The organism is Streptomyces sp. NBC_01006 (assembly GCF_045162725.1).
Lineage (GTDB): Bacteria > Actinomycetota > Actinomycetes > Streptomycetales > Streptomycetaceae > Streptomyces.
The window spans coordinates 7,902,566-7,921,725 of the sequence record NZ_CP108700.1 but is presented as its reverse complement, the minus strand read 5'-3'; the positions used below and the strand labels follow the sequence as shown (position 1 = coordinate 7,921,725).

Sequence of the window (19,160 nt, the reverse complement as noted above, 5' to 3'; positions counted from 1 at the left end):
AACATGAACGTGAGCGGCGTGGGCACGGTCGCGGCGGCCAGCCGGTGGGTGGAACGCTGGGAGCGGCAGCAGCAGCGGTACGCGATCGACCGCGAGGAGCGGTTCACGGTCATCTCCGACGTGGTCGAGCGCGTCACGGCAGGCCACCCCGCTCCCCTGCTCCTCGACCTGGGCTGCGGGCCGGGGTCCCTGGCCGCGCGGCTGGCGGAGCGCATGCCCGCCGCCGAGGTCGTGGGCATCGACGCCGACCCGCTGCTGCTGGAGCTGGGGCGGGCACACCACGGAACGGCTCTGCGCTTCGCCGAGGCCCGCATCGGGGAGCCGGGCTGGCTCGACGCCCTCGCGCTGGACCGCCCGGTGGACGCGGCCGTCTCCACGACGGCCCTGCACTACCTCGGCGAGGACACGCTGCGGCGCACGTACACGGAGCTGGCCGGGGGCATCCGCCCCGGCGGAGTCCTCGTCAACGGCGACCATCTGGACCCGGACTCCCCCAAGGTCCACGAGCTCGCCGTGGACATCGGCCGGCGGCGCGCCGAGCGCCAGCAGACCCTCGCGCACGAGGACTGGGAGTCGTGGTGGTCGGGTGTGCGGGCCGATCCGGAACTGGCGCCCCTCCTCGCCACCCGCGACCGCCGCACCCACCCGCACTGCGAGGGCAACCGGCTGACCCTCACCGACCACCTCGCACTGCTGCGCGAGGCGGGCTTCGAGCACGTCGGCACGGTCTGGCAGTTCGGCAACAGCCACGTGGTGGTGGCGGTCCGCTGAACCCGCCGGAGATCGGCGCCGTGGGCCCTTCGGGGCAACCGTCGCGGCGCTGTCGCGCGGCGCGACTCGGTCATCATGCTCGCCGACGAGTACCCGGACATCGATTTCCGCTCCCCGAAGGCGATCGGCGGCACGCCCGTCACCCTCCACGTGTACGTGGACGACGTCGACGCCGTCTTCGCCAAGGCCCTCTCCCTCGGCGCCACGGAGCGCTCACCGGTCAAGAACGAGTTCTACGGCGACCGCACCGGGCAGTTCGAGGACCCCTTCGGACACCGCTGGAACGTGTCCACGCACGTGGAGGACGTCTCCCCGGAGGAGATGGAAAGGCGTTCCAAGGAGGCCATGCGCTCCGAATAGCGTCCGGGAGCGACCAGGAGCCACCAGGAGCGACCGGGTGCGTACCCGGAGCGCGCGTTCGCGGTGTTCCGGAGCGCGCCGGGGCCATCGAACATACGATGGGCGGGAAACCGGCGCGGGCGGCTCGCCGTGCGGCCCGCCCAGAGCACTCGGGGTGGAGACGTATGGCACAGGCCGCCGATACGGCGCGGACCGTCATCCTGACCGTGGACGACGACCCGGGAGTCTCCCGTGCCATCGCCCGTGACCTGCGGCGTCACTACGGCGCCGACTACCGGATCGTGCGCGCCGAGTCCGGCGAGTCCGCGCTGGAGGCCTTGCGCGAGCTGAAGCTGCGGGGCGACCTGGTGGCGGTGATCCTCGCCGACTACCGCATGCCGCAGATGAACGGCATCGAGTTCCTGGAGCAGGCCCTGGCGGTGTACCCGGGCGCGCGGCGCGTGCTGCTGACCGCGTACGCCGACACCGACGCGGCCATCGACGCGATCAACGTCGTCGACCTCGACCACTACCTGCTCAAGCCCTGGGACCCGCCGGAGGAGAAGCTCTACCCGGTCGTGGACGACCTGCTCACGGCGTGGCGCTCCAGCGACTACCGGCCGGTACCCGCCACCAAGGTGGTCGGGCACCGCTGGTCGGCGGGCTCCTCGCGCGTACGGGAGTTCCTGGCCCGCAACCAGGTGCCCTACCGCTGGTACTCCTCCGACGAGCCCGAGGGACAGCGGCTGCTGGAGGCCGCCGGGGCGGAGGGGCAGCGGCTGCCCCTGGTGGTCACGCCTGACGGCACCGTGCTGATCGAGCCGGAGGCGGCCGAGCTGGCCGCCCACGTGGGGCTCGCGACCACGCCGACCGCCGATTTCTACGACCTCGTCGTCATCGGAGGCGGACCCGCAGGGCTCGGCTCGGCGGTGTACGGGGCCTCCGAGGGGCTGCGTACCGTCCTCGTCGAGCGGTCGGCGACCGGCGGGCAGGCCGGCCAGAGCTCCCGCATCGAGAACTACCTCGGCTTCCCCGACGGAGTCTCGGGCGCGCAGCTCACGGACCGGGCCCGCCGCCAGGCGAGCCGGTTCGGCGCCGAGATCCTCACGGCGTGCGAGGTCACGGGGCTGGAGGTCAACGGCGCTGCCCGCGTCGTCCACTTCTCCGACGGCACGGCGGTCGCCGCGCACAGCGTCATCCTGGCGACCGGGGTGTCGTACCGGCAGCTCCACGCACCGGGCTGCGACTCCCTGACCGGCTGCGGGGTGTACTACGGCTCCTCGCTCACCGAGGCGGCCGCCTGCCAGGGGCAGGACGTGTACATCGTGGGCGGCGCCAACTCCGCCGGGCAGGCGGCGATGTACCTGGCGCGCGGCGCGAAGTCGGTGACGCTGCTGGTGCGCGGGGAGTCCCTGAGGGCGTCGATGTCGTACTACCTGATCCAGCAGATCGAGGAGACGGCGAACATCACGGTGCGGACCCGGACCGTCGTCGAGGAGGCGCACGGGAACGGGCACCTGGAACAGCTGACGCTGCGGGACGTGGACAGCGGTGCGACCGAACTCGTCGACTGCCAGTGGATGTTCGTGTTCATCGGCGCGGCCCCTCTGACGGACTGGCTGGACGGCACGGTGCTGCGCGACGAGCACGGCTTCATCCTCGCCGGGCCGGACCTCACCGCGGACGGGCGGCCGCCGGCCGAGTGGGAACTGGACCGGCCGCCCTACCACTTGGAGACCAACATTCCCGGCGTGTTCGTGGCGGGCGACGCGCGCGCCCAGTCCGCGAAGCGCGTCGCGTCCGCCGTCGGAGAGGGAGCCATGGCCGTGATGCTCGTCCACCGGTACCTGGAGCAGTCATGAGCGATGGCCGGTTCATTCCCTGCAGCCCGCAGGAGATCTCCTCGCTGTTCCTGTTCGAGAAGCTCTCCCCGGAGCAGCTCGGGCGGCTGTGCGCCGAGGGGCGGGTGGAGCGGTTCGACGTCGGCCCGGTCTACACCGAGGGCGACCCGGCCACGTGCTTCTACGTGATGATCGAGGGCACCGTCGTACTGTCCCGCCGGGTCGGCGGCGACGACGTCGAGGTGAGCCGGACCTCGCAGCGCGGTGTGTACGCGGGAGCCATGCAGGCCTACTTGGGCGACCAGGTGCCGCAGACGTACACCAACTCCATGCGGGTGACGGAGCCGACGCGGTTCTTCGTACTGCCCGCCGAGTCGTTCGCGGACATCATGCGGGACTGGTTCCCCATGGCCGCGCACCTGCTGGAGGGACTGTTCTTCGGGTCGAGGAACATGCAGCGGGCCGTCGGCCAGCGCGAACGGCTGCTGGCGCTGGGATCGCTGTCCGCCGGTCTCACCCACGAGCTCAACAACCCGGCCGCGGCGGCCGTACGGGCCACCGCGACGCTACGGGAACGGGTGGGCAAGATGCGGCACAAGCTGGCCGTCATCGCCCAGGGCCCCTACTCGCGCGAGGCGCTCGCCGAGCTCATCGAGATCCAGGAGCGCACCGCCGAACGCGTCGCCAAGGCGCCGGTGTTGAGCCCCATGGAGGCCGCCGACCGGGAGGACGAACTCACCGACTGGCTCGACGACCACGGCATCCAGGAGGGCTGGCGGATCGCGCCGACCTTCGTACAGGCCGGGCTCGACACGGACTGGCTGGAGCAGGTCGCGGCGACCGTGGCCGAGGACATCCTGCCGGGAGCCATCGGCTGGCTCAACTACACGGTCGAGACCGAGCTGTTGATGGACGAGATCAACGACTCCACCACCCGCATCTCCCACCTCGTGGACGCGGCGAAACAGTATTCGCAGCTCGACCGCGCCCCGCACCGGGTCGTCGACGTCCACGAGCTCCTCGACAGCACCCTGCTGATGCTGTCCGGCAAGATCGGCCGAGGGGTGCGGGTGGTCAAGGACTACGACCGCTCCCTGCCGGAGGTGCCGGCCTACCCGGCGGAGCTCAACCAGGTGTGGACGAACATCATCGACAACGCCGTCTTCGCCATCGGGAGCACCGGCGGCGAGGGCACGCTGACGGTCCGCACGGCCCGCGAGGGCGACCGGCTGCTGGTGGAGTTCCGCGACACCGGGCCCGGCATCCCCGCGGACATCCGCAGCCGCATCTTCGACCCCTTCTTCACCACCAAGCCGGTCGGCGAGGGCACCGGTCTCGGCCTCGACATCTCCTGGCGGATCGTGGTCAACAAGCACCACGGCAGCCTCCAGGTCGAGTCCGCACCGGGCGACACCCGGTTCCAGGTGCTGCTGCCGCTGACCGCCCCCGAATCCGAGACCGCCCAGGAGCCGGCATGACCGAAGACATCAACGGAATCGACCCGACCGTCCCGCCCACCGGAACCGGCTGCGCCGACTGCGACGCGGTGGGTGGCTGGTGGTTCCACCTGCGCCGCTGCGCCCAGTGCGGCCACATCGGCTGCTGCGACTCCTCCCCCGCCCAGCACGCGACCGCCCACTGGAAGTCCGCCGGCCATCCGCTCGTACAGAGCTTCGAGCCGGGCGAGGAGTGGTTCTGGAACTACGACACCGACGCCCTGTACGAGTCCGGGCCCGCGCTGACCCCGCCGTCGGCCCACCCTGCGGACCAACCGGCCCCCGGCCCGGCCGGCCGCGTCCCCGAGGACTGGACTCAGCTGCTGCACGGCTGACGGCGCTGCGCCGCCGAAGGGGCACACGCGGCAAGAAGAGGGCATTCGACCTCGCAGATGCCATCCATAGTGACAAATTCACCTCTTGAATGATTGACTGTCCCCATCAGGCCATCGCGGCCTACCGGCCCCGTGACGGTCGAGCGGCTCTCGCCGCCATGGGGAGCACCGGCGAATGGCCCCTGCATGCCGATCAGCGGTGTTCGGCACGCAGGGGCTTTGTGCGTCCCGGCCACCACCCGGACCCGCTGTTGTCGCTACCTCCAATATCCCCGCTCCTCACTCGCCGCGAGATTCGGGGGCATCGGCCAAGCATTTACCAGGTGATTGTCGAACATCGGCCGCAGATGCAGGGTGGGCCGTAGCGGTTCGACGCGGAGGAGGCGGGTCCCGGTGGGCGATGGCGACGGCGATCACGGCAGAACCGTCAGCGGGTGGTTGCGGGGCATCGAGGTGTTCGCGGGACCGCTTCCGGAGTTCGAGCCGGAACGGGCTCCGGCCCATCCCGTTCAGCTGTTCCTGTCCTGGCTGTCCGACGCCGTGGCGGACGGTTTGCGCGATCCGCACGCGATGACCTTGTCCACCGTCGACGAGGCCGGTGATCCGGACGCCCGGGTCCTGATCCTCAAAGGGGTGGACGGCTCGGGATGGCAGTTCGCCGACCCCGCGGAGCGCGACCACGCCCTGGCGAAGTCCTTGGCCCTGATCGAGCAGGCGCCGTCGCTCGTCGACTCCGCCTGGACCCTCTACACCCTGGCTCCGGCGGAGGTGGAGTTCTGGCAGGCGGCGAAGAACCGCGTCCACACCCGCCTGCGCTACGAACGGACCGCGGACGAGGGCTGGGAACGGTTCCGGCTCTGGTCGTAGCCCCCTGGTGTCCCAGCCCCCTGGTCAGCGGTCCTGATTGGACCTTCTGCTGATCGCGTGCGGCTTCCGTGGTGGGGAAGGCGCATTGCACATACGGGTGGTGAGGGATTGGCTTGTCCCAGGAACGGGACAGAAGGAAACGAATGCCATCCATGCTCGCCGGCTGCACGCCCTGGCCCGAGGAGTTCGTCGACCGCTACTGGGCGGCCGGGCACTGGCGCGGCAACACCTTGGACAACCTGCTGCGCGGCTGGGCCCAGCAGTACGGACCGCGGACCGCGCTCGTCCACGGCGGCGGCACCCGCATCACGTACGCGGGCCTGAACCGGCGCGTGGACCGCATGGCCGCCGGATTCCGGCTGCGGGGCCTGCGGCCCGGGCAGCGGGCCGTCGTCCAGCTGCCGAACGTGCCCGAGTTCGTCACCACCGTGTTCGCGCTGATGCGCATCGGCGCGGTCCCGGTGCTCTGTCCGGTCTCGCACCGCGCGTCCGAGGTGGCTCATGTCGTGCGGATCACGGAGGCCGTCGGCTACGTCGGCCCCTCGACGTACCGGGGCTTCGACCACACGGCGATGGCCGCGGACATCGCCGCCCAAGGGCCCTTCCTGCGGCGGGTGTTCACCTTCGAGGCCCCGGGCGAGTCGTCCCCGAACGGCGGCTTCTCGACCGACCCGGCGGGCTGCCACTACTTCCCGCTGGGCTCCCTCGACTCCCCGCCCGGGCCGACGCCCGCACAGAGCGCCGACCAGGTGGCCTTCTTCCTGCTCTCCGGCGCTGCCACCGAGGCACCCAGGCTCGTTCCGCGCACGCACAACGACTACGCCTACCAGGCGCGGGCGGCCGCCGAGCTGGTGTCCCTCACCGAGAAGGACGTGTATCTCGCCGCGCTGCCCGTCGAGTCCAGTCTCGCGTTCGGCTGCCCCGGCATCGTCGGCACGCTGTCCGTCGGCGGTACCGTCGTCCTGGCCGAGAACCCGGACCCCGCCGAATGCCTTGCGGCCATCGCACGGGAGCGGGTCACCATCACGTCCGTGACGCCCTCCGTCGCCCAGGACTGGCTCGACGTACTCCCCACGGCCCAGGCCGACTTGAGCAGTCTGCGCCTCGTGCAGGTCGGCGGCGCCGCGCCCTTGCCGCGGGCGACCGCCGAGCGGATGGGCCCCGAACTGGGCTGCCGCCTCCAGCAGGTCTTCGGCATGGCCGAGGGTCTGCTCACGCTCACCCGGCCCACCGATCCGGACGGGACCGTGCTCACCGCGCAGGGCCGCCCGCTCTCGCCCGACGATGAGATCCGCATCGTCGACGCCGACGGCAAGGACGTGCCCGACGGGGAGTCCGGCGAACTCCTCGCCCGCGGCCCGTACACCCTGCGGGGCTACTACCGGGCTCCCGACCACAACGCACGCTCCTTCACCGCCGACGGCTACTTCCGCACCGGCGCACTCGCGCGCCGCACCCCGGAGGGCAACCTGGTCGTGACCGGCCCCCTTACGGGAACGGCGGCGGGTCCTGGCAGGTCACGTCTGCGGCGGGCAGCCGGCCCGTGGCCAGGTACGTGTTGACCGTGGCGTCGGCGCAGGAAGCCGGGTCGGAGAGGTACACACCGTGCTTCTCGCCGCCCAGCGCCAGCACCATGCGCGAGCCCTTGAGCGCCTTGTGCAGGCCCTGGCCGCTGGCCAGGGGGGTTATCAGGTCCCACTCGTTCTGTACGGTCAGTACGTCGGCCCGGGTCTTCATGGGCGTCGGGGGCTCGACCGGCCGCTGCCAGAAGGCGCACGGCTTGATGTTCGACGCGAAGTCCCCGTACAGCGGATACTTCGCCTTGTCCCGCACCGCGTCCCGTGCGTACTGCTCGGGGTCGCGCGGCCAGGCGTCCGTGTCCCCGCACACGACGGACCAGTAGGCGGGCGTGGCCCCGTCAACGGATTCGGAGGCGGCTGCCGGCCCCGCCGCCGCGGTGTTCAGCGCGGAGGCGTTCGGCCCGGAGGCGTTCGGCCCGGAAGTCCGGGAGCCCGCGAGCAGTTGCTTCAGATCCGGCGTGTCGCCGTCCGTCGGCCGGGGCCCGTTCTCGGCCAAGGACTTGAGGAACTTGACGACGGCCGAGGCCCCGTACGGGGAGGAGAACAACGACGGGTCGGCCCTGAGATCGTCACCCGTGACCTTCTGCCCGTCGTGGACGATCGGATTCCGGTCGGCCCGGGCCACCAGACCCCAGAAGGTGGCGGACACCTCCTCGGGCGTGGTGCCGAGCCCGTACCGGTCCGAGCGCTCCGCGGCCCACCGCGTCCACCGCGCGAAGGCGGGCTCCGCCTCGGTGGCCCACACCTGGATCATGCCGCGCCAGACGCGCTGCGGGTCCACCCCGCTGTCCAGCACGAAGCGGTCGGTGCGCTGCGGGAACATCTGTGAGTACACCGCGCCGAGGTAAGTCCCGTACGAGTAGCTCAGGTACGAGATCTTCCGCTCGCCGAGCGCCGCACGGATCACGTCCAGGTCGCGGGCCGTGTTGCGGGTGGTGATGTACGGGATGACATCGCCGGACTTCTCCCGGCACTTGTCGGCGATGCCCCGCGCCCAGGCCACGTCAGAGGGGAAGGTCTCGGGCCGGTACGCGCCCCCGATGCCCTGCTCGGCCTGGCTCAGCCCGCCACAGCTGATCGGGCTGCTCTTGCCGACCCCGCGCGGGTCGAAGCCGATGAGGTCGTACTGGTCCCGTACGTCCTTGGGCATCTTCGCGTTCAGGACCATCGGCCGGAACAGCCCGGGGGTGCCGGGACCGCCCGGGTTGAAGAGCAGGACCCCACGCCGCTTGCCGGGGTTCTCGCTCTTGATCCGGGATATGGCGATGTCGAGCGTGCGCCCCTCGGGGTGCTGGTAGTCGAGCGGCACCTTGAGGGTCGCGCACTCGTACGTCACCGGCTGGTCGGGGCTACAGCGGTGCCAGACCGGCTTCTGGCGCATGTACTCGGGGGTCGCGGCGGCCGCCTGGGGAGCCGTCAGCAGGGGGAGTGAGGTGGCGAGGAGTCCGACGGTGGCGAGCAGCGGTGCGAGGCGTTTCATGGGAGGTGCGCCGTCCTTCTTCCGGTGAAATCGCTGGTGTGCCCACTGTGTTGCATCGGTGGGCGTCGCCGAATCCCCTGGAAGAGCCGTCCCTGGTCCCTCTCCCGTACCACGCGATATCCGGGCAGTTGGCCGAAATCAGGCACCGGAATCCCTCCGCAAGGCCGCGGACACCGCCCCCGCCGCCGGTAGTCCGCTCCGCCGCAAGTACGACGCGGGGGCAAGACTGCCGGTGGAGAAGGCGGTGCCGCGGGGTGCGCTTCGTCCAGATCCCTGCTCCGGATCAGTACTTGGCGCCTACAGGGCGCCGTCGGGGATCCAGGAGCCGTGGAGTCCGGCGCTCACCCTGTGGGGAAGGTGGACGGTGGCGACCCGCTCGAGGCCGGAGGCGTCGAGCACCAGGAGCTGCGAGGCGTCCTGCTTGAGGTCGGAGACCACGGTCAGCAGATAGCCGTCGTCCTCGCACGTGGCATCGGCGGCGGGGACGAACACGGCCTCACTGGGCATCCGGGCATCGCCCACCTGGTGGATGCGGCGTGCACCGCTGGCGCGGTCGTACTTGACGACGCCGTAGCCGCCGAGCCCCTCCTCGTTCGGGAAGGAGATGGCGTACTGGTAGCGGTTCTCGGCGCCCAGGTAGGCCTCGTTGAGGGTCGGGAACTCCACCGGCAGGTCGTCGATGATGTGCTCGTCGACGGTGCCGGCGGACATGTCGAGCACCCAGCGGCGGGTGTACGAGCGGCTGACGGGCTCGCTGCCGCGCCCGGGCGCGCCGACCCACCAGTTCCAGGAGAGCCGGAAGCCCTCGCGGTCCACGGTGGGGCCTTCCAGGACGATGCGGCCCTGGCCGTCCTCGTAGGCGTTGGAGACGTGGAGCATGTTGCCCGGTTCGATGGAGAACCACCGGATGTGCCGGGCTCCGTCTTCGCCGCGGGGCATGACGCCGATACGGGCGGGCTGCTGGTCGCTCCAGCTGTACGGGATGCCGGAGGCTTCCGTGTGGTCGAAGGTGACGTTGCCCTCGACGAAGACCACGTGACGGCGGGTGAGGGCGAAGTCGTGCTTGAGTGCGGCGGTCGCCCCCGGCACCTCGGCGCTGTGGGTGATCGATCCCTTGGCGTCGGACACGTAATGGGTCAGGAACGGCGGGAACGGCGAGGACCCGAAGAAGTGGAGCTCCCCGGTCACCGGGTCCTCCTTGGGGTGCGCGGTCATCGCGCTGCGCAGCTTTCCGTCGAAGTCGTACGCACCGACCGTTTCCAGCTCGGGGGTGAGCTCGAACGGGAGGTTCGCCTCGCACAGCGCCAGCAGGCGTCCGGCGTGTTCGATGACGTGCGTTCCCGCGGCGCTCGCGGTCAGGTCCGGGCCGTGCTCGGTCATGTAGGGGGCGCCGTCGAGGGCGGGGGTGTGCACCCAGCGGTTGCGGTACCACTCGGCGCGGCCGTCGCGCAGCCGGATGCCGTGGACCATGCCGCTGCCCTTGAACCAGTGGGTCGGGGTGACACCGGGCTTGGGGTTGTGGCCGTTGCGGAGCAGCCGGCCGGTCAGCTCGGGGGGCAGGGTGCCCTCGACGGTGAGGCCGGTGGCGGTGATCTCGTTGGCGACGGGGGTGAAGTGGCCGGTCAGGTAGGGCTTCGCAGTGGTCATGGCTGGACTCTCTTTTCGTGGATGTGACGTGTGCTCAGACAGCGGGTTCGGCAACGGACTTGAGGTGGGATGGTGTGGTCGGGGTGGTCGGCGTACGTGAACTCGTACGGCGGGTGAGGAACAGTGCGAGGAGGGCCGTGGCGGCCAGGACCGCGGCCGAGACCGTGAAGGCGGTGCGGTAGCCGGCCGTGAGGGCCTCAAGTGGAGGCGTACCGGCGGACGCGCCGGCGGTGACGGAGCCGGCCAGGGTGGCCAGGGCGGCGAGGCCGATCGCTCCGCCGACCTGCCGGGTGGTGTTCACCAGTCCCCCGGCGAGGCCCGCGTCCTCCCGCGGGACGCCGTCCACGGCGAGTGCGGTGAGCTGGACGAAGGCGATGCTGAGGCCCAGGCCGACCAGGATGCTCGGGCCGAGGACGTCCGTCAGGTAGCTTCCGTCGGCGCTGATCCGCGACAGCCACAGCAGTCCGGCGGCCTCGGTCAGCAGGGCCGCGGTCACGGTCGCGGTGGCTCCGATGCGCCGGGAGACACGTGGAGCGAGGGCGGAGCCGAGCATATGGGCGACGGCCAGCGGGAGTTGTCCCGCTCCGGTGGCCAAGGGACCCGCCCCGAGGACCTGTTGCTGGTAGAGCGGCAGGAAGAAGAACAGGGCGAGCCATACCGATCCCAGCAGGGCCATCAGCAGATTGCCCGCGGCGACCCGGCCGGTGGCGAACAGACGCGCCGGAATCAGCGCGTCGGGCCGGCGGAGCTCGATCACGGCGAAGGCCGCGAACAACGCGGCGGCGGCGCCGAGTGCGCCCAGCACCCGGGCGTCGGTCCAGCCGGCCCCGCGCGCGGTGGTCAGGCCCCAGACCAGGCCGGTCAGCGCGAGGGTGACGGTGGCGGTGCCCAGCAGGTCGAACCGCCCGCGCTGCCGTCCGGTGTCCCGCCCTGCGTCCCGAGGTACGCGTACGGCCACCGCGGCCACGACCAGTGCCGCTCCGAGCGCGACCGAGTGGAAGATCCACGGCCAGCCCCATGCCTGGGTCAGCGCGCCGCCCAGCAGGACGCCACCCGCCGCTCCCGCACCGGAGACCGCTCCCCACACGCCCAGGGCCCTGCCGCGCTCGGGGCCGGACGATGCCCGGTCCATCGCCAGGGCGAGGGCGGCCGGGGCGATCGCGGCGGCCCCGAGACCCTGCACCGCACGGGCCGCGATCAGCACGCCCGCGGAGGTGGCCAGCCCCGCTGCCAGCGAAGCGAGCGCGAACAGGGCGAGCCCGGCCATCAGCACCCGGCGGCGGCCGAGGAGGTCGGCGACTCGCCCGCCCGCCAGGAGCAGCGCCCCGAACGCCAGGCCGTAGGCGTTGACCACCCAGGTGGTTCCGCTGTCAGTGAGCCCGGTGCCGGCCCGGATCTGCGGGAGCGCCACGTTGACGATCGAGGTGGCGAGCATGACGGTGAACTGGGCGGCGGCGAGCGCCGCGAGGGCCGATCCCGGCCCGGGAGACCGGCGTACTGTCCGGTCCGTCTGCGCGTGTGCAACGTTCATGGCGCACAGACTCGGCGCGGACGGTGTCCACTATCCAGGCCCGGCCGGGAGGGGCACTGTCCACTCGTGTTCGCACCTGTCCACCCGGCCCCGCCGGTTCCACCGGTCGCGCCGGGGGCCCGCGACTGCCGCTCTCACCTGGGGCCGTGCAGCTCCTGCTGCCACAGGGCTTCCGAGAGCAGGTCCAGGCCCTGGCGCAGGTGGCGGCGGTAGGTGCCGTACGGAAGGCCGAGGCGGCGGGCGGCCGCCTCCTGGGTGGGCGCACCGGAGAAGTAGCCCGCGGCCAGGGCCTCGCGGGCGCGTACTCCGCGCGGGTCACGGGCGAGGTCGTCGACGGCCTGGCGCAGCAGGGCACGCAACTCCCCCACCGGATCGGCGAAGTCGGCCGCGAGACGGGCGCGCATCAGGGCGCAGGCCGCGAAGGCGTCCGCATCGCGCCAGTGGGCCAACGCCTCGCGCACGGCCTGGTCGAACGCCGTACGCGAGACGGGCGACGGGGCGGACCGTACCGGCTCGTCGGCGGTGGTGGATATGAAGCGCAAGAGCCAGGACTCCACGGGTACTTGACGCCAGTCGACGCCGAACAGCCCGTACGTGTACTCACCGACGCGCGGCCGTGCCCCGGTGTCGCTGAGGGTGCCCTTGACCCGCTCCGCCCAGGTCTCGGCGTCCCGGTAGACGGCGAACCCGTACGCGCGCCCGCGGGCCCGGGCCGCCTCCGCCTGGGCCCGCGAGCTGCTCAAGTCGATGACGCGTGAGGGTACTTGGTACCGCTCGGGGTAGATCGAGAAGCGGCTGACGCCGATGTGTTCGCCGGGGCTCACCGGCTCGGTGGCCTCGGTGTACCGCCAGGCTGCGGCGACGACTGGATCGGTGGCCAGGTCCTGGGGGTCGGGCGGGGACGGCAGGGCCAGCCGGGCCGTGAACGCCACGATCCGTCCCGTGCTCACGAGCCGGTAGACGCTGAAGGCCTGCGGCTGACGCCGCGTCCAGTACCGGACCAGCTCCGCGGAGGCGGCTCCCTCGGTCTCCTCGGTCATGCGCAGCACGGCATCGATGTCATCGGGGTGCAGGGGACGGTCGTGCACCTCGTCCTCGCGGGACCAGGACCGCAGTCGGGCCAGGGTCGCGCCTTCCCGGAAGAGGTAGAAGAGCTCGTCGGTGACGGTCCACACGCGCTCCTCGGGCGCTTCGCGCAGTATGCGCAGGTACTCGTCCGCGAGGCGCCGGCGCATCGCCTCGAACGCGTTGGGCGCCCGCCAGCGCAGGTCGGCGGCGAGCGTCTCGCGTGCGGCGTCGTGCGGGTGGAGCCCCCGGTGGGTGGACTCCATGAAGGGCAGGTCCCGCAGCCAGGAGAAGAGCAGATGGGCGTCCTCTTCCGGCAGCACCGCGGCGAGCAGCTCCTCGGACGTCGAATGGGCCTGCGCCGCCACCTCCAGTGCGCGGCGATGGGCTGCCGTGGGTACCTCCCCGATCAGCCCCGCCAGCAGGGTGCGCAGTACGTCGGCCGTGGGGGCCCAGATCTCCTCCCGGCCGCAGCCTTCCGATCCCGCCGCGGCCGCGAGCGACAGGGCCAGCGGGTTGCCTCCGGCGAAGCGCAGTACCCGGTCCCGCAGTTCGGGCCGGATTTGCGCCGCCACCAGCAGGCTCCGGGCCTGCTCCTCGGAGAACGGCTCCAGCTCGGTGACGTGAAGGAGCCGGGACCAGGCGGGGTCGGCGGTCCACTGCGGCTGCGGAGCGCGCCGGCCTGCCAGGACGACCAGGGTGTCGTCCGCGGCCCGGGGCAGGAGGTGGTGCCACAGCCAGCCCTCCAGCCACTGGCAGTGCTCGAAGGAGTCCACGAACAGGACGGTTCCCGGAACGTCCAGGAACGGACCGGCGGCGCGCTCGAAATCGGCCGGGTCCCGGCTGACGAACCGGCCGTCGAGTTCGACGAGCAGCCGGCCGGCGGCACGGGCGCGGTCCGCCAGGTGCCGCAGCAGCGTCGATTTCCCGATGCCGCCCGGACCGCACACGTAGAACGCGAACGGCGCCTGCGGATCACCGGCCAAAGCCTCTCCGAAGCGCCCGAGTTCCTCGTCCCGGCCGACGAAGGCCCGTACGCGCGCTCTGCTCAGTCTTTCCCCCACGGACACCATGGCGGCTCCCAACTTCCTTGTGCACCACCCGGCTTCGACCGGGCGAACGGAGATCCTAATGGAGGTGTCCGTGGGCGGGCCCGAGGTCTCCTTCGCCGAGGTGGACGGGGGTGAAGTCCAGCGACAGCGAGAGGGGGCCCCGGGTGTACAGGCCGGTCTCCCGGTAGCGGAAGCCGGGGCTGTAGCGGACCTCGTCGAGCAGGGGCAGGAGCATGGCGGCGACGGTCTCGATCTCGGCGCGCGCGAAGGCCGCGCCGACGCACTGGTGGAGTCCGGTACCGAAGGCCAGGTGCTGGGCGGCCGCGGTGAAGGAACGGGCGGTGCCCAGGTCCGGGCGGTGGATGTCGAAGGCGTCCGGGTCGGTGAAGGCGTCGGGGTCGCGGTTGGCCGCGCCGATCATGCAGAAGACGGTGGCACCGGCCGGGACGGTGACGCCGGCGAACACGGAGTCCTGCTCCGCCTGACGGGGGATGAGCTGGACCGGCGGGGTGTGGCGCAGGGTCTCGGCGATCGCGGCGGCCAGCAGGCCCGGGTCCCGGCGGACCTGCGCCAGCTGCTCGGGGTGGTCGATGAGGTGCTTGAAGAGCAGGGCGAGGGTCTTGTCCGCGGGCTCGGTGGCGGCCGCCAGAACGTTGATGATCAGTGCGGTGACCTCGCGATCGCTCATGGCGATGCCGTCGAACTCGGCAGTGCACAGCTTCGATATCAGGTCGTCGCCGGGGTGGCGGCGCCGCTGTTCGATGACGGGCAGGAGGTACGCCTCCAACTGCTCGGCGCAGTCCAGGCAGTGGCGGCGGCGCTCGGGGGTGAGGGCCAGGCTGGTGATGAACTCGGCTACTCCGCTGTGCCAGACGGCCACCTGCTGCCAGTCCCGTCTCTCCAGACCCAGGACGTCCAGCGTCACGTGGACGGCGAGGGGTTTGCCGAAATCGTTGACCAGGTCCATCCGTCCCTCGGCGAGGAAGGGAGCCATGAGCTCGGCGGCATTGGCGCGGATGGCACGTATCTGGTCCTGGAGGGCCTGCCCGGTGAAGCCCCGTACGACGATCTTCCGCTTGGCGGTGTGCTCGGCCCCGGTCATCTGCGCGAGGACCGGCCCGCGCATCACCGGCTCGGCGCGCACCTGAAGCGTCTCGGTGGTGAACGCGTCATGGTCGGTCAGTACCCGCTTCACGTCCTCGTGGCGCGAGAGGAAGTAGCTGTCGATCGCCGACTCGTAGTGCACCGGAGTCCGCTCCCTCAGCTGCGCGAAGTACCGGTAGGGGTCGGCGTCGAAGTCCTCGGACAGGACGCTGAAACGGGTGTTGGCGACGAGCACGGTGAAGGCCTCTCACATACGCGGTACACGGAACGAGCCAGAGCCGGAACCTAGCGGACAATCCCCCGCAGGGGTGAGCATCCCTGTTCGAGCGAGTTTCAGGACGACCGCCCCAGACCCGCCAAGGCCACCGGCGCGATCCAGAACATGTGTTCCCAGATTGCTCCCGAATCGGCCGTGACGACCTCGATCCAGCACCGTTCTTAGAGCACCAGTACCAACCGTGCGCCCATCAGGAGGACGTCGTGGATTCTGCGCTCACCGCCCGCTTAGCCCCTCCACCATTCGAACATCAGCCACTCTCCCCCTGCCCCGGCCTCCGCGAGCGGCGCCGTGTTGACGGCCCGGCCGGCCGCCGTGGGTCACGACCGGATACGAGGTGGGGGGCATGAGCGGCATGAGCGAGAGGACTTCTTCCGGATCCGGCACCGCAGGGGTGTCGGAGTCGGAGCGGCTCCTCTTCGGCGGCGAGCTCGCCTACGACATCGGCTGGGACCGGCACGAGGGCGCCTGGCTCGGGCTCGGCCTGTGGGCGATGGCGAAGGGCCTGCCCCGGCTCGTCGGCACGGGCATGCGGCTCGCGCACCTCGCCGACGCCCACGCCCTGCGGGTCGTCCTCGGCGCCGAGATCAGCCGCGGCATCACCCAGGCCATCGGGCTGGTCGCGGTCAACAGCGTCCTCGGGCACCTCCTCACCGAGGGCACCACCAAAGAGCGGCTGGCCCGGGCGGTGCCCGCGCTCCTCGTCGTGGCCGTGACGGCGCTGCTGGGTTCGCTCCTGCGGTCCGCGTCCACGGCGGCCACCGGCACGCTGGAGCCGAAGGTGCAGCGGGTGGCGACCGAGCGCTACCTGGGGCTGGTGCACCGGGTGGAGCTCGCGGCCGTGGAGGACGACGAGTTCCACCGGCTGCTGGACGCCGCCCGCTACGGGGCCGACTCCGCCCGCCGCATGATCCGCTACTGCACCAACACCCTGAACTCGGCGATCTCCTTGATCGCCGCGGCGGGCGTCCTCACCATCCTGCACCCGGTCCTGCTGCCGCTGCTCGTGCTGATGACCCTGCCGAGCGCGTGGAGTTCGCTGACGATCTCCAAGCAGCGTTACATCAGCTTCCACACCTTCGTCCAGCATGCGCGTGCCGGGCATCTGCTGGGGCAGCTCCTGACCCAGCAGGAGGCCGCGGCCGAGGTGCGCGTGCACGACGTCGGCCCGTTCCTCCTGGGGCACTTCCGGAACATGGCGGAGACCAGCGAGAGGGAGCAGACCCGGCTGGCCCGGCGGGCCGCGCGGATCGGCCTGGTCGCCGACGGCGCCGGCGGCGTGGCCACCCTCATCACGTACGGGGCTCTCGGGCTGCTGCTGTGGGGCGGGGCGATGGAGCTCGCGGTCGCGGGCACGGCCGTACTGGCCATCCGGACGGGGGCCTCCAGCCTGGACTCCCTGGTACTGCAGATCACCGACCTGCACCAGGAGAGCCTCTTCGTCGCCGACTACGAGCGACTGTGCCGGGAGGCCGAGGCCCGTGCGATCCCCTCGGGCGGGCAGCCGCTGCCGGAGCGGCTGCGGGAGGTCCGGTTCGAGAAGGTCACCTTCACCTACCCCGGAAGCGGCGGCGAGGAGCCGGAGCCGACGCTGCGGGAGGTCAGTCTGTCCTTCCCGATGGGGAAGATCATCGCGCTGGTGGGTGAGAACGGCTCGGGCAAGTCCACGGTGGTCAAGCTGCTCGCGGGTTTGTACCTGCCGGACGAGGACGGCGGGACCATCCGGTGGGACGACGTCGACGCGCGGACGGCGGACCGAGGTCAGGTGTTCTCCCGGGTCGCGCTGATGTCGCAGAACTTCTTCCACTGGCCCTTCACCTTCCGCGTCAACGTCGGGATCGGCGAGTCCGGACTGCCGATCGACGACGGCGCGGTGGAGAAGGCCGCCGCGTACGCCGGGGCCGATGAGGTTCTGGCCGGCCTGCCGCGTGGGCTGGGCACCCTGCTGGCGCGCGGATACCGGGGCGGGCACCAGATCTCCGGCGGCCAGTGGCAGCGTGTCGGGATCGCCCGGGCGAAGTACCGGCAGGCCGAGATCCTGATCGTGGACGAGCCGACCAGCGCGCTGGACGCGGTCGCCGAGCAGCGGGTCTTCGACCAGATCCGGGCCCTGGCGGCGAACACCGGACAGACGATCGTGCTGATCACCCACCGCCTGCACTCCGTACGCCACGCCGACCTGATCCACGTACTGAAGGACGGGCAGGTCTCGGAGTCGGGGACCTTCGCCGAGCTGATGGATGAGAAGACCGGCACCGGGGAGTTCCGCGACGCCTATCTAGTCCAGGCCGCCGCCTTCGCCGACAGCGTCCCCACTCAGTCCGCCGGCGACCACGACGCCCTTCCCGCCGAGGACCGCGCATGACCGATACCGACGTGCCGCCGGTGAGCGGCGGCGCCCGGCACACCGTGCCGGTCGACGTCCACCTCGTCCTGCGCCGCACCGGCGAGCACGGCCCCGAGGTGCTGCTGTCCCGCCGCGCCGGGCCGGTGTACGCGTCCGGCCTGTGGCACCTGCCCTCCGGGCACCTCGACCCGGGCGAGGACGTGGTCGAGGCGGTGATCCGGGAGGCCCGCGAGGAGACCGGCGTACTCATCGACCCCGAGGACGTCACCGCGGCGGCCACCCTCCACCACCGCCCTCCCGTAGGCACCGGTTCGCGGATCGGGGTGTTCTTCGAGGTGCGGCGGTGGTCGGGACGGCCACGGGTGATGGAGCCGGACCGGTGCGACGGCATGGGCTGGTACCCGCTGGACGGGCTGCCGGATCCGATGGTGGCGTACTGCCGGGCCGGCCTGGACGCCTACCGCGCCGGGATGCCCGCCGCCGTGCACTTCCAGCAGCCCGGCGACCCGATCCGGTACGCCCCCGGCGTCCCCGACCGCACCCGCCTCCTGCCCGGCCCGCCCATCGGAGGGGTGGAGTTGCCGTACCGGCTGCGGGAGTTCGCCGAGCAGGCCGTCGGCCGGACCACCGAGGCGGTGGAGGTCTCCTGGATGCGCACCGGAAGCCGGGTCTGGCGGATCACCGGCGTCGGCGGCGGCACCTGGTACCTCAAGCGCCACCGGGGGGCGAAGTTCCACGAGCGGGAGGTGGCCGCGTACCGGAGGTGGGTGCCGGCGCTCGGCCCACGGGCTCCCCGCCTCGTCGCGGCCGACACCGCGGCGCGGGCCGTCGTCGTCACCGCGCTGGCGGGGCGGCCTCTGCACGGCACGGTCCTCGATACGGACTCCGAGGTGCGAATCCAGCACGAGTTGGGCCGCCTGGCCTCTACCCTGCACGGCGGCGCCCCACCGGAGCAGCCAGCCGAGACGGCGTCGGCCGCGGCCGAGGTCGAGCACCACCTGTGCGCGGCCCGGCCGTACCTGGCGAACGGGGACGAGACCCTGGTCCTCGCCCTGGCGCGCACGTACGAGGGCCTCCCGCCGCCCGTCGTGGTGCCGACGCACGGGGACTTCCAGTACCGCAACGTCCTCCTCACCGAGGACGGCGAGCTTCGGCTGTTCGACTTCGAGCGGTCGGAGTACGGCACCGCCACGCGGGACATGGTGCGCCTGAGCGACACCTGGACCGGCCGGCCCGACCTGCGCGCCGCGTTCCTCGACGGGTACGGCAGACCGCTCACGCCGGCCGAGGAGCTCCGCCTGGACTGCGAGTCGGCCTTCGACGCCGTCTCCGGCATCGCCTACGGCAGCACCCACGACGACCCCGAGGTCGCCGAACGCGGCCGCCGCACCCTGCTCCGCCTCCATGCCGCCCACCGTTCGTAGCCCG

General features: G+C 71.7%; 13 protein-coding genes and 1 pseudogene. 9 read left to right on the top strand and 5 right to left on the bottom strand.

What is annotated here, in order from left to right; translation table 11 throughout:
- The first annotated feature begins 3 nt into the window (after positions 1 to 3).
- The 7 genes and pseudogenes from OG509_RS36045 to OG509_RS36015 all read left to right on the top strand — a co-directional run bounded on the left by OG509_RS36045 (position 4) and on the right by OG509_RS36015 (position 7,211).
- Positions 4 to 771, top strand: coding sequence for a class I SAM-dependent methyltransferase (locus tag OG509_RS36045; protein ID WP_406186773.1), 768 nt, complete (start codon positions 4 to 6; stop codon positions 769 to 771).
- Positions 772 to 837: 66 nt separating this feature from the next.
- Positions 838 to 1,131: pseudogene (locus OG509_RS36040) on the top strand (VOC family protein); the annotation flags it as partial.
- A 164-nt stretch (positions 1,132 to 1,295) separates the two neighbouring features.
- Positions 1,296 to 2,972, top strand: a complete 1,677-nt coding sequence (locus tag OG509_RS36035) for an FAD-dependent oxidoreductase (protein ID WP_385576314.1) — start codon at positions 1,296 to 1,298, stop codon at positions 2,970 to 2,972.
- Complete coding sequence (locus tag OG509_RS36030) at positions 2,969 to 4,429, top strand: ATP-binding protein (protein ID WP_406186772.1); 1,461 nt, start codon at positions 2,969 to 2,971, stop codon at positions 4,427 to 4,429. The genes OG509_RS36035 and OG509_RS36030 overlap by 4 nt, the downstream gene beginning before the upstream one ends.
- On the top strand, positions 4,426 to 4,782 hold the full coding sequence (locus tag OG509_RS36025; protein ID WP_406186771.1) for a UBP-type zinc finger domain-containing protein: 357 nt from the start codon (positions 4,426 to 4,428) through the stop codon (positions 4,780 to 4,782). Before OG509_RS36030 ends, OG509_RS36025 begins: the two co-directional genes overlap by 4 nt.
- A 393-nt stretch (positions 4,783 to 5,175) precedes the next feature.
- Complete coding sequence (locus OG509_RS36020; protein ID WP_406186770.1) at positions 5,176 to 5,649, top strand: pyridoxine 5'-phosphate oxidase C-terminal domain-containing protein; 474 nt, start codon at positions 5,176 to 5,178, stop codon at positions 5,647 to 5,649.
- A 143-nt stretch (positions 5,650 to 5,792) separates the two neighbouring features.
- Entirely contained in the window at positions 5,793 to 7,211 is a 1,419-nt protein-coding gene (locus OG509_RS36015; RefSeq protein WP_406186769.1) for a (2,3-dihydroxybenzoyl)adenylate synthase, read from the top strand.
- On the opposite strand, the gene OG509_RS36010 is transcribed toward OG509_RS36015, so the two are convergent.
- From OG509_RS36010 to OG509_RS35990, 5 genes are all read right to left on the bottom strand, one after another.
- On the bottom strand, positions 7,138 to 8,709 hold the full coding sequence (locus OG509_RS36010) for an alpha/beta hydrolase (RefSeq protein WP_406186768.1): 1,572 nt from the start codon (positions 8,707 to 8,709) through the stop codon (positions 7,138 to 7,140). The genes OG509_RS36015 and OG509_RS36010 overlap by 74 nt on opposite strands.
- Positions 8,710 to 9,006: 297 nt before the next feature.
- Positions 9,007 to 10,356, bottom strand: coding sequence for a carotenoid oxygenase family protein (locus OG509_RS36005; protein ID WP_406186767.1), 1,350 nt, complete (start codon positions 10,354 to 10,356; stop codon positions 9,007 to 9,009).
- Between the two features lie 34 nt (positions 10,357 to 10,390).
- Positions 10,391 to 11,887 carry an MFS transporter gene (locus tag OG509_RS36000; RefSeq protein ID WP_406186766.1) on the bottom strand — a complete coding sequence of 499 codons (1,497 nt, stop codon included), beginning with the start codon at positions 11,885 to 11,887 and terminating at the stop codon, positions 10,391 to 10,393.
- 134 nt (positions 11,888 to 12,021) lie between these two features.
- Positions 12,022 to 14,016: an ATP-binding protein gene (locus OG509_RS35995; RefSeq protein WP_406186765.1), complete on the bottom strand. Its 1,995-nt coding sequence runs from the start codon at positions 14,014 to 14,016 to the stop codon at positions 12,022 to 12,024.
- Between the two features lie 64 nt (positions 14,017 to 14,080).
- Positions 14,081 to 15,343, bottom strand: a complete 1,263-nt coding sequence (locus OG509_RS35990; RefSeq protein ID WP_406186764.1) for a cytochrome P450, cyclodipeptide synthase-associated — start codon at positions 15,341 to 15,343, stop codon at positions 14,081 to 14,083.
- A 388-nt stretch (positions 15,344 to 15,731) separates the two neighbouring features.
- Between OG509_RS35990 and OG509_RS35985 the strand changes: the two genes are divergently transcribed.
- The gene (locus tag OG509_RS35985; RefSeq protein WP_406186763.1) at positions 15,732 to 17,750 is read left to right on the top strand and encodes an ATP-binding cassette domain-containing protein; all 2,019 of its coding nucleotides are present in this window, start codon (positions 15,732 to 15,734) and stop codon (positions 17,748 to 17,750) included.
- Positions 17,747 to 19,156 (top strand): NUDIX domain-containing protein, encoded by a 1,410-nt coding sequence (locus tag OG509_RS35980; protein ID WP_406186762.1) that lies wholly within the window; start codon positions 17,747 to 17,749, stop codon positions 19,154 to 19,156. The genes OG509_RS35985 and OG509_RS35980 overlap by 4 nt, the downstream gene beginning before the upstream one ends.
- The last annotated feature ends 4 nt before the right edge of the window (positions 19,157 to 19,160 follow it).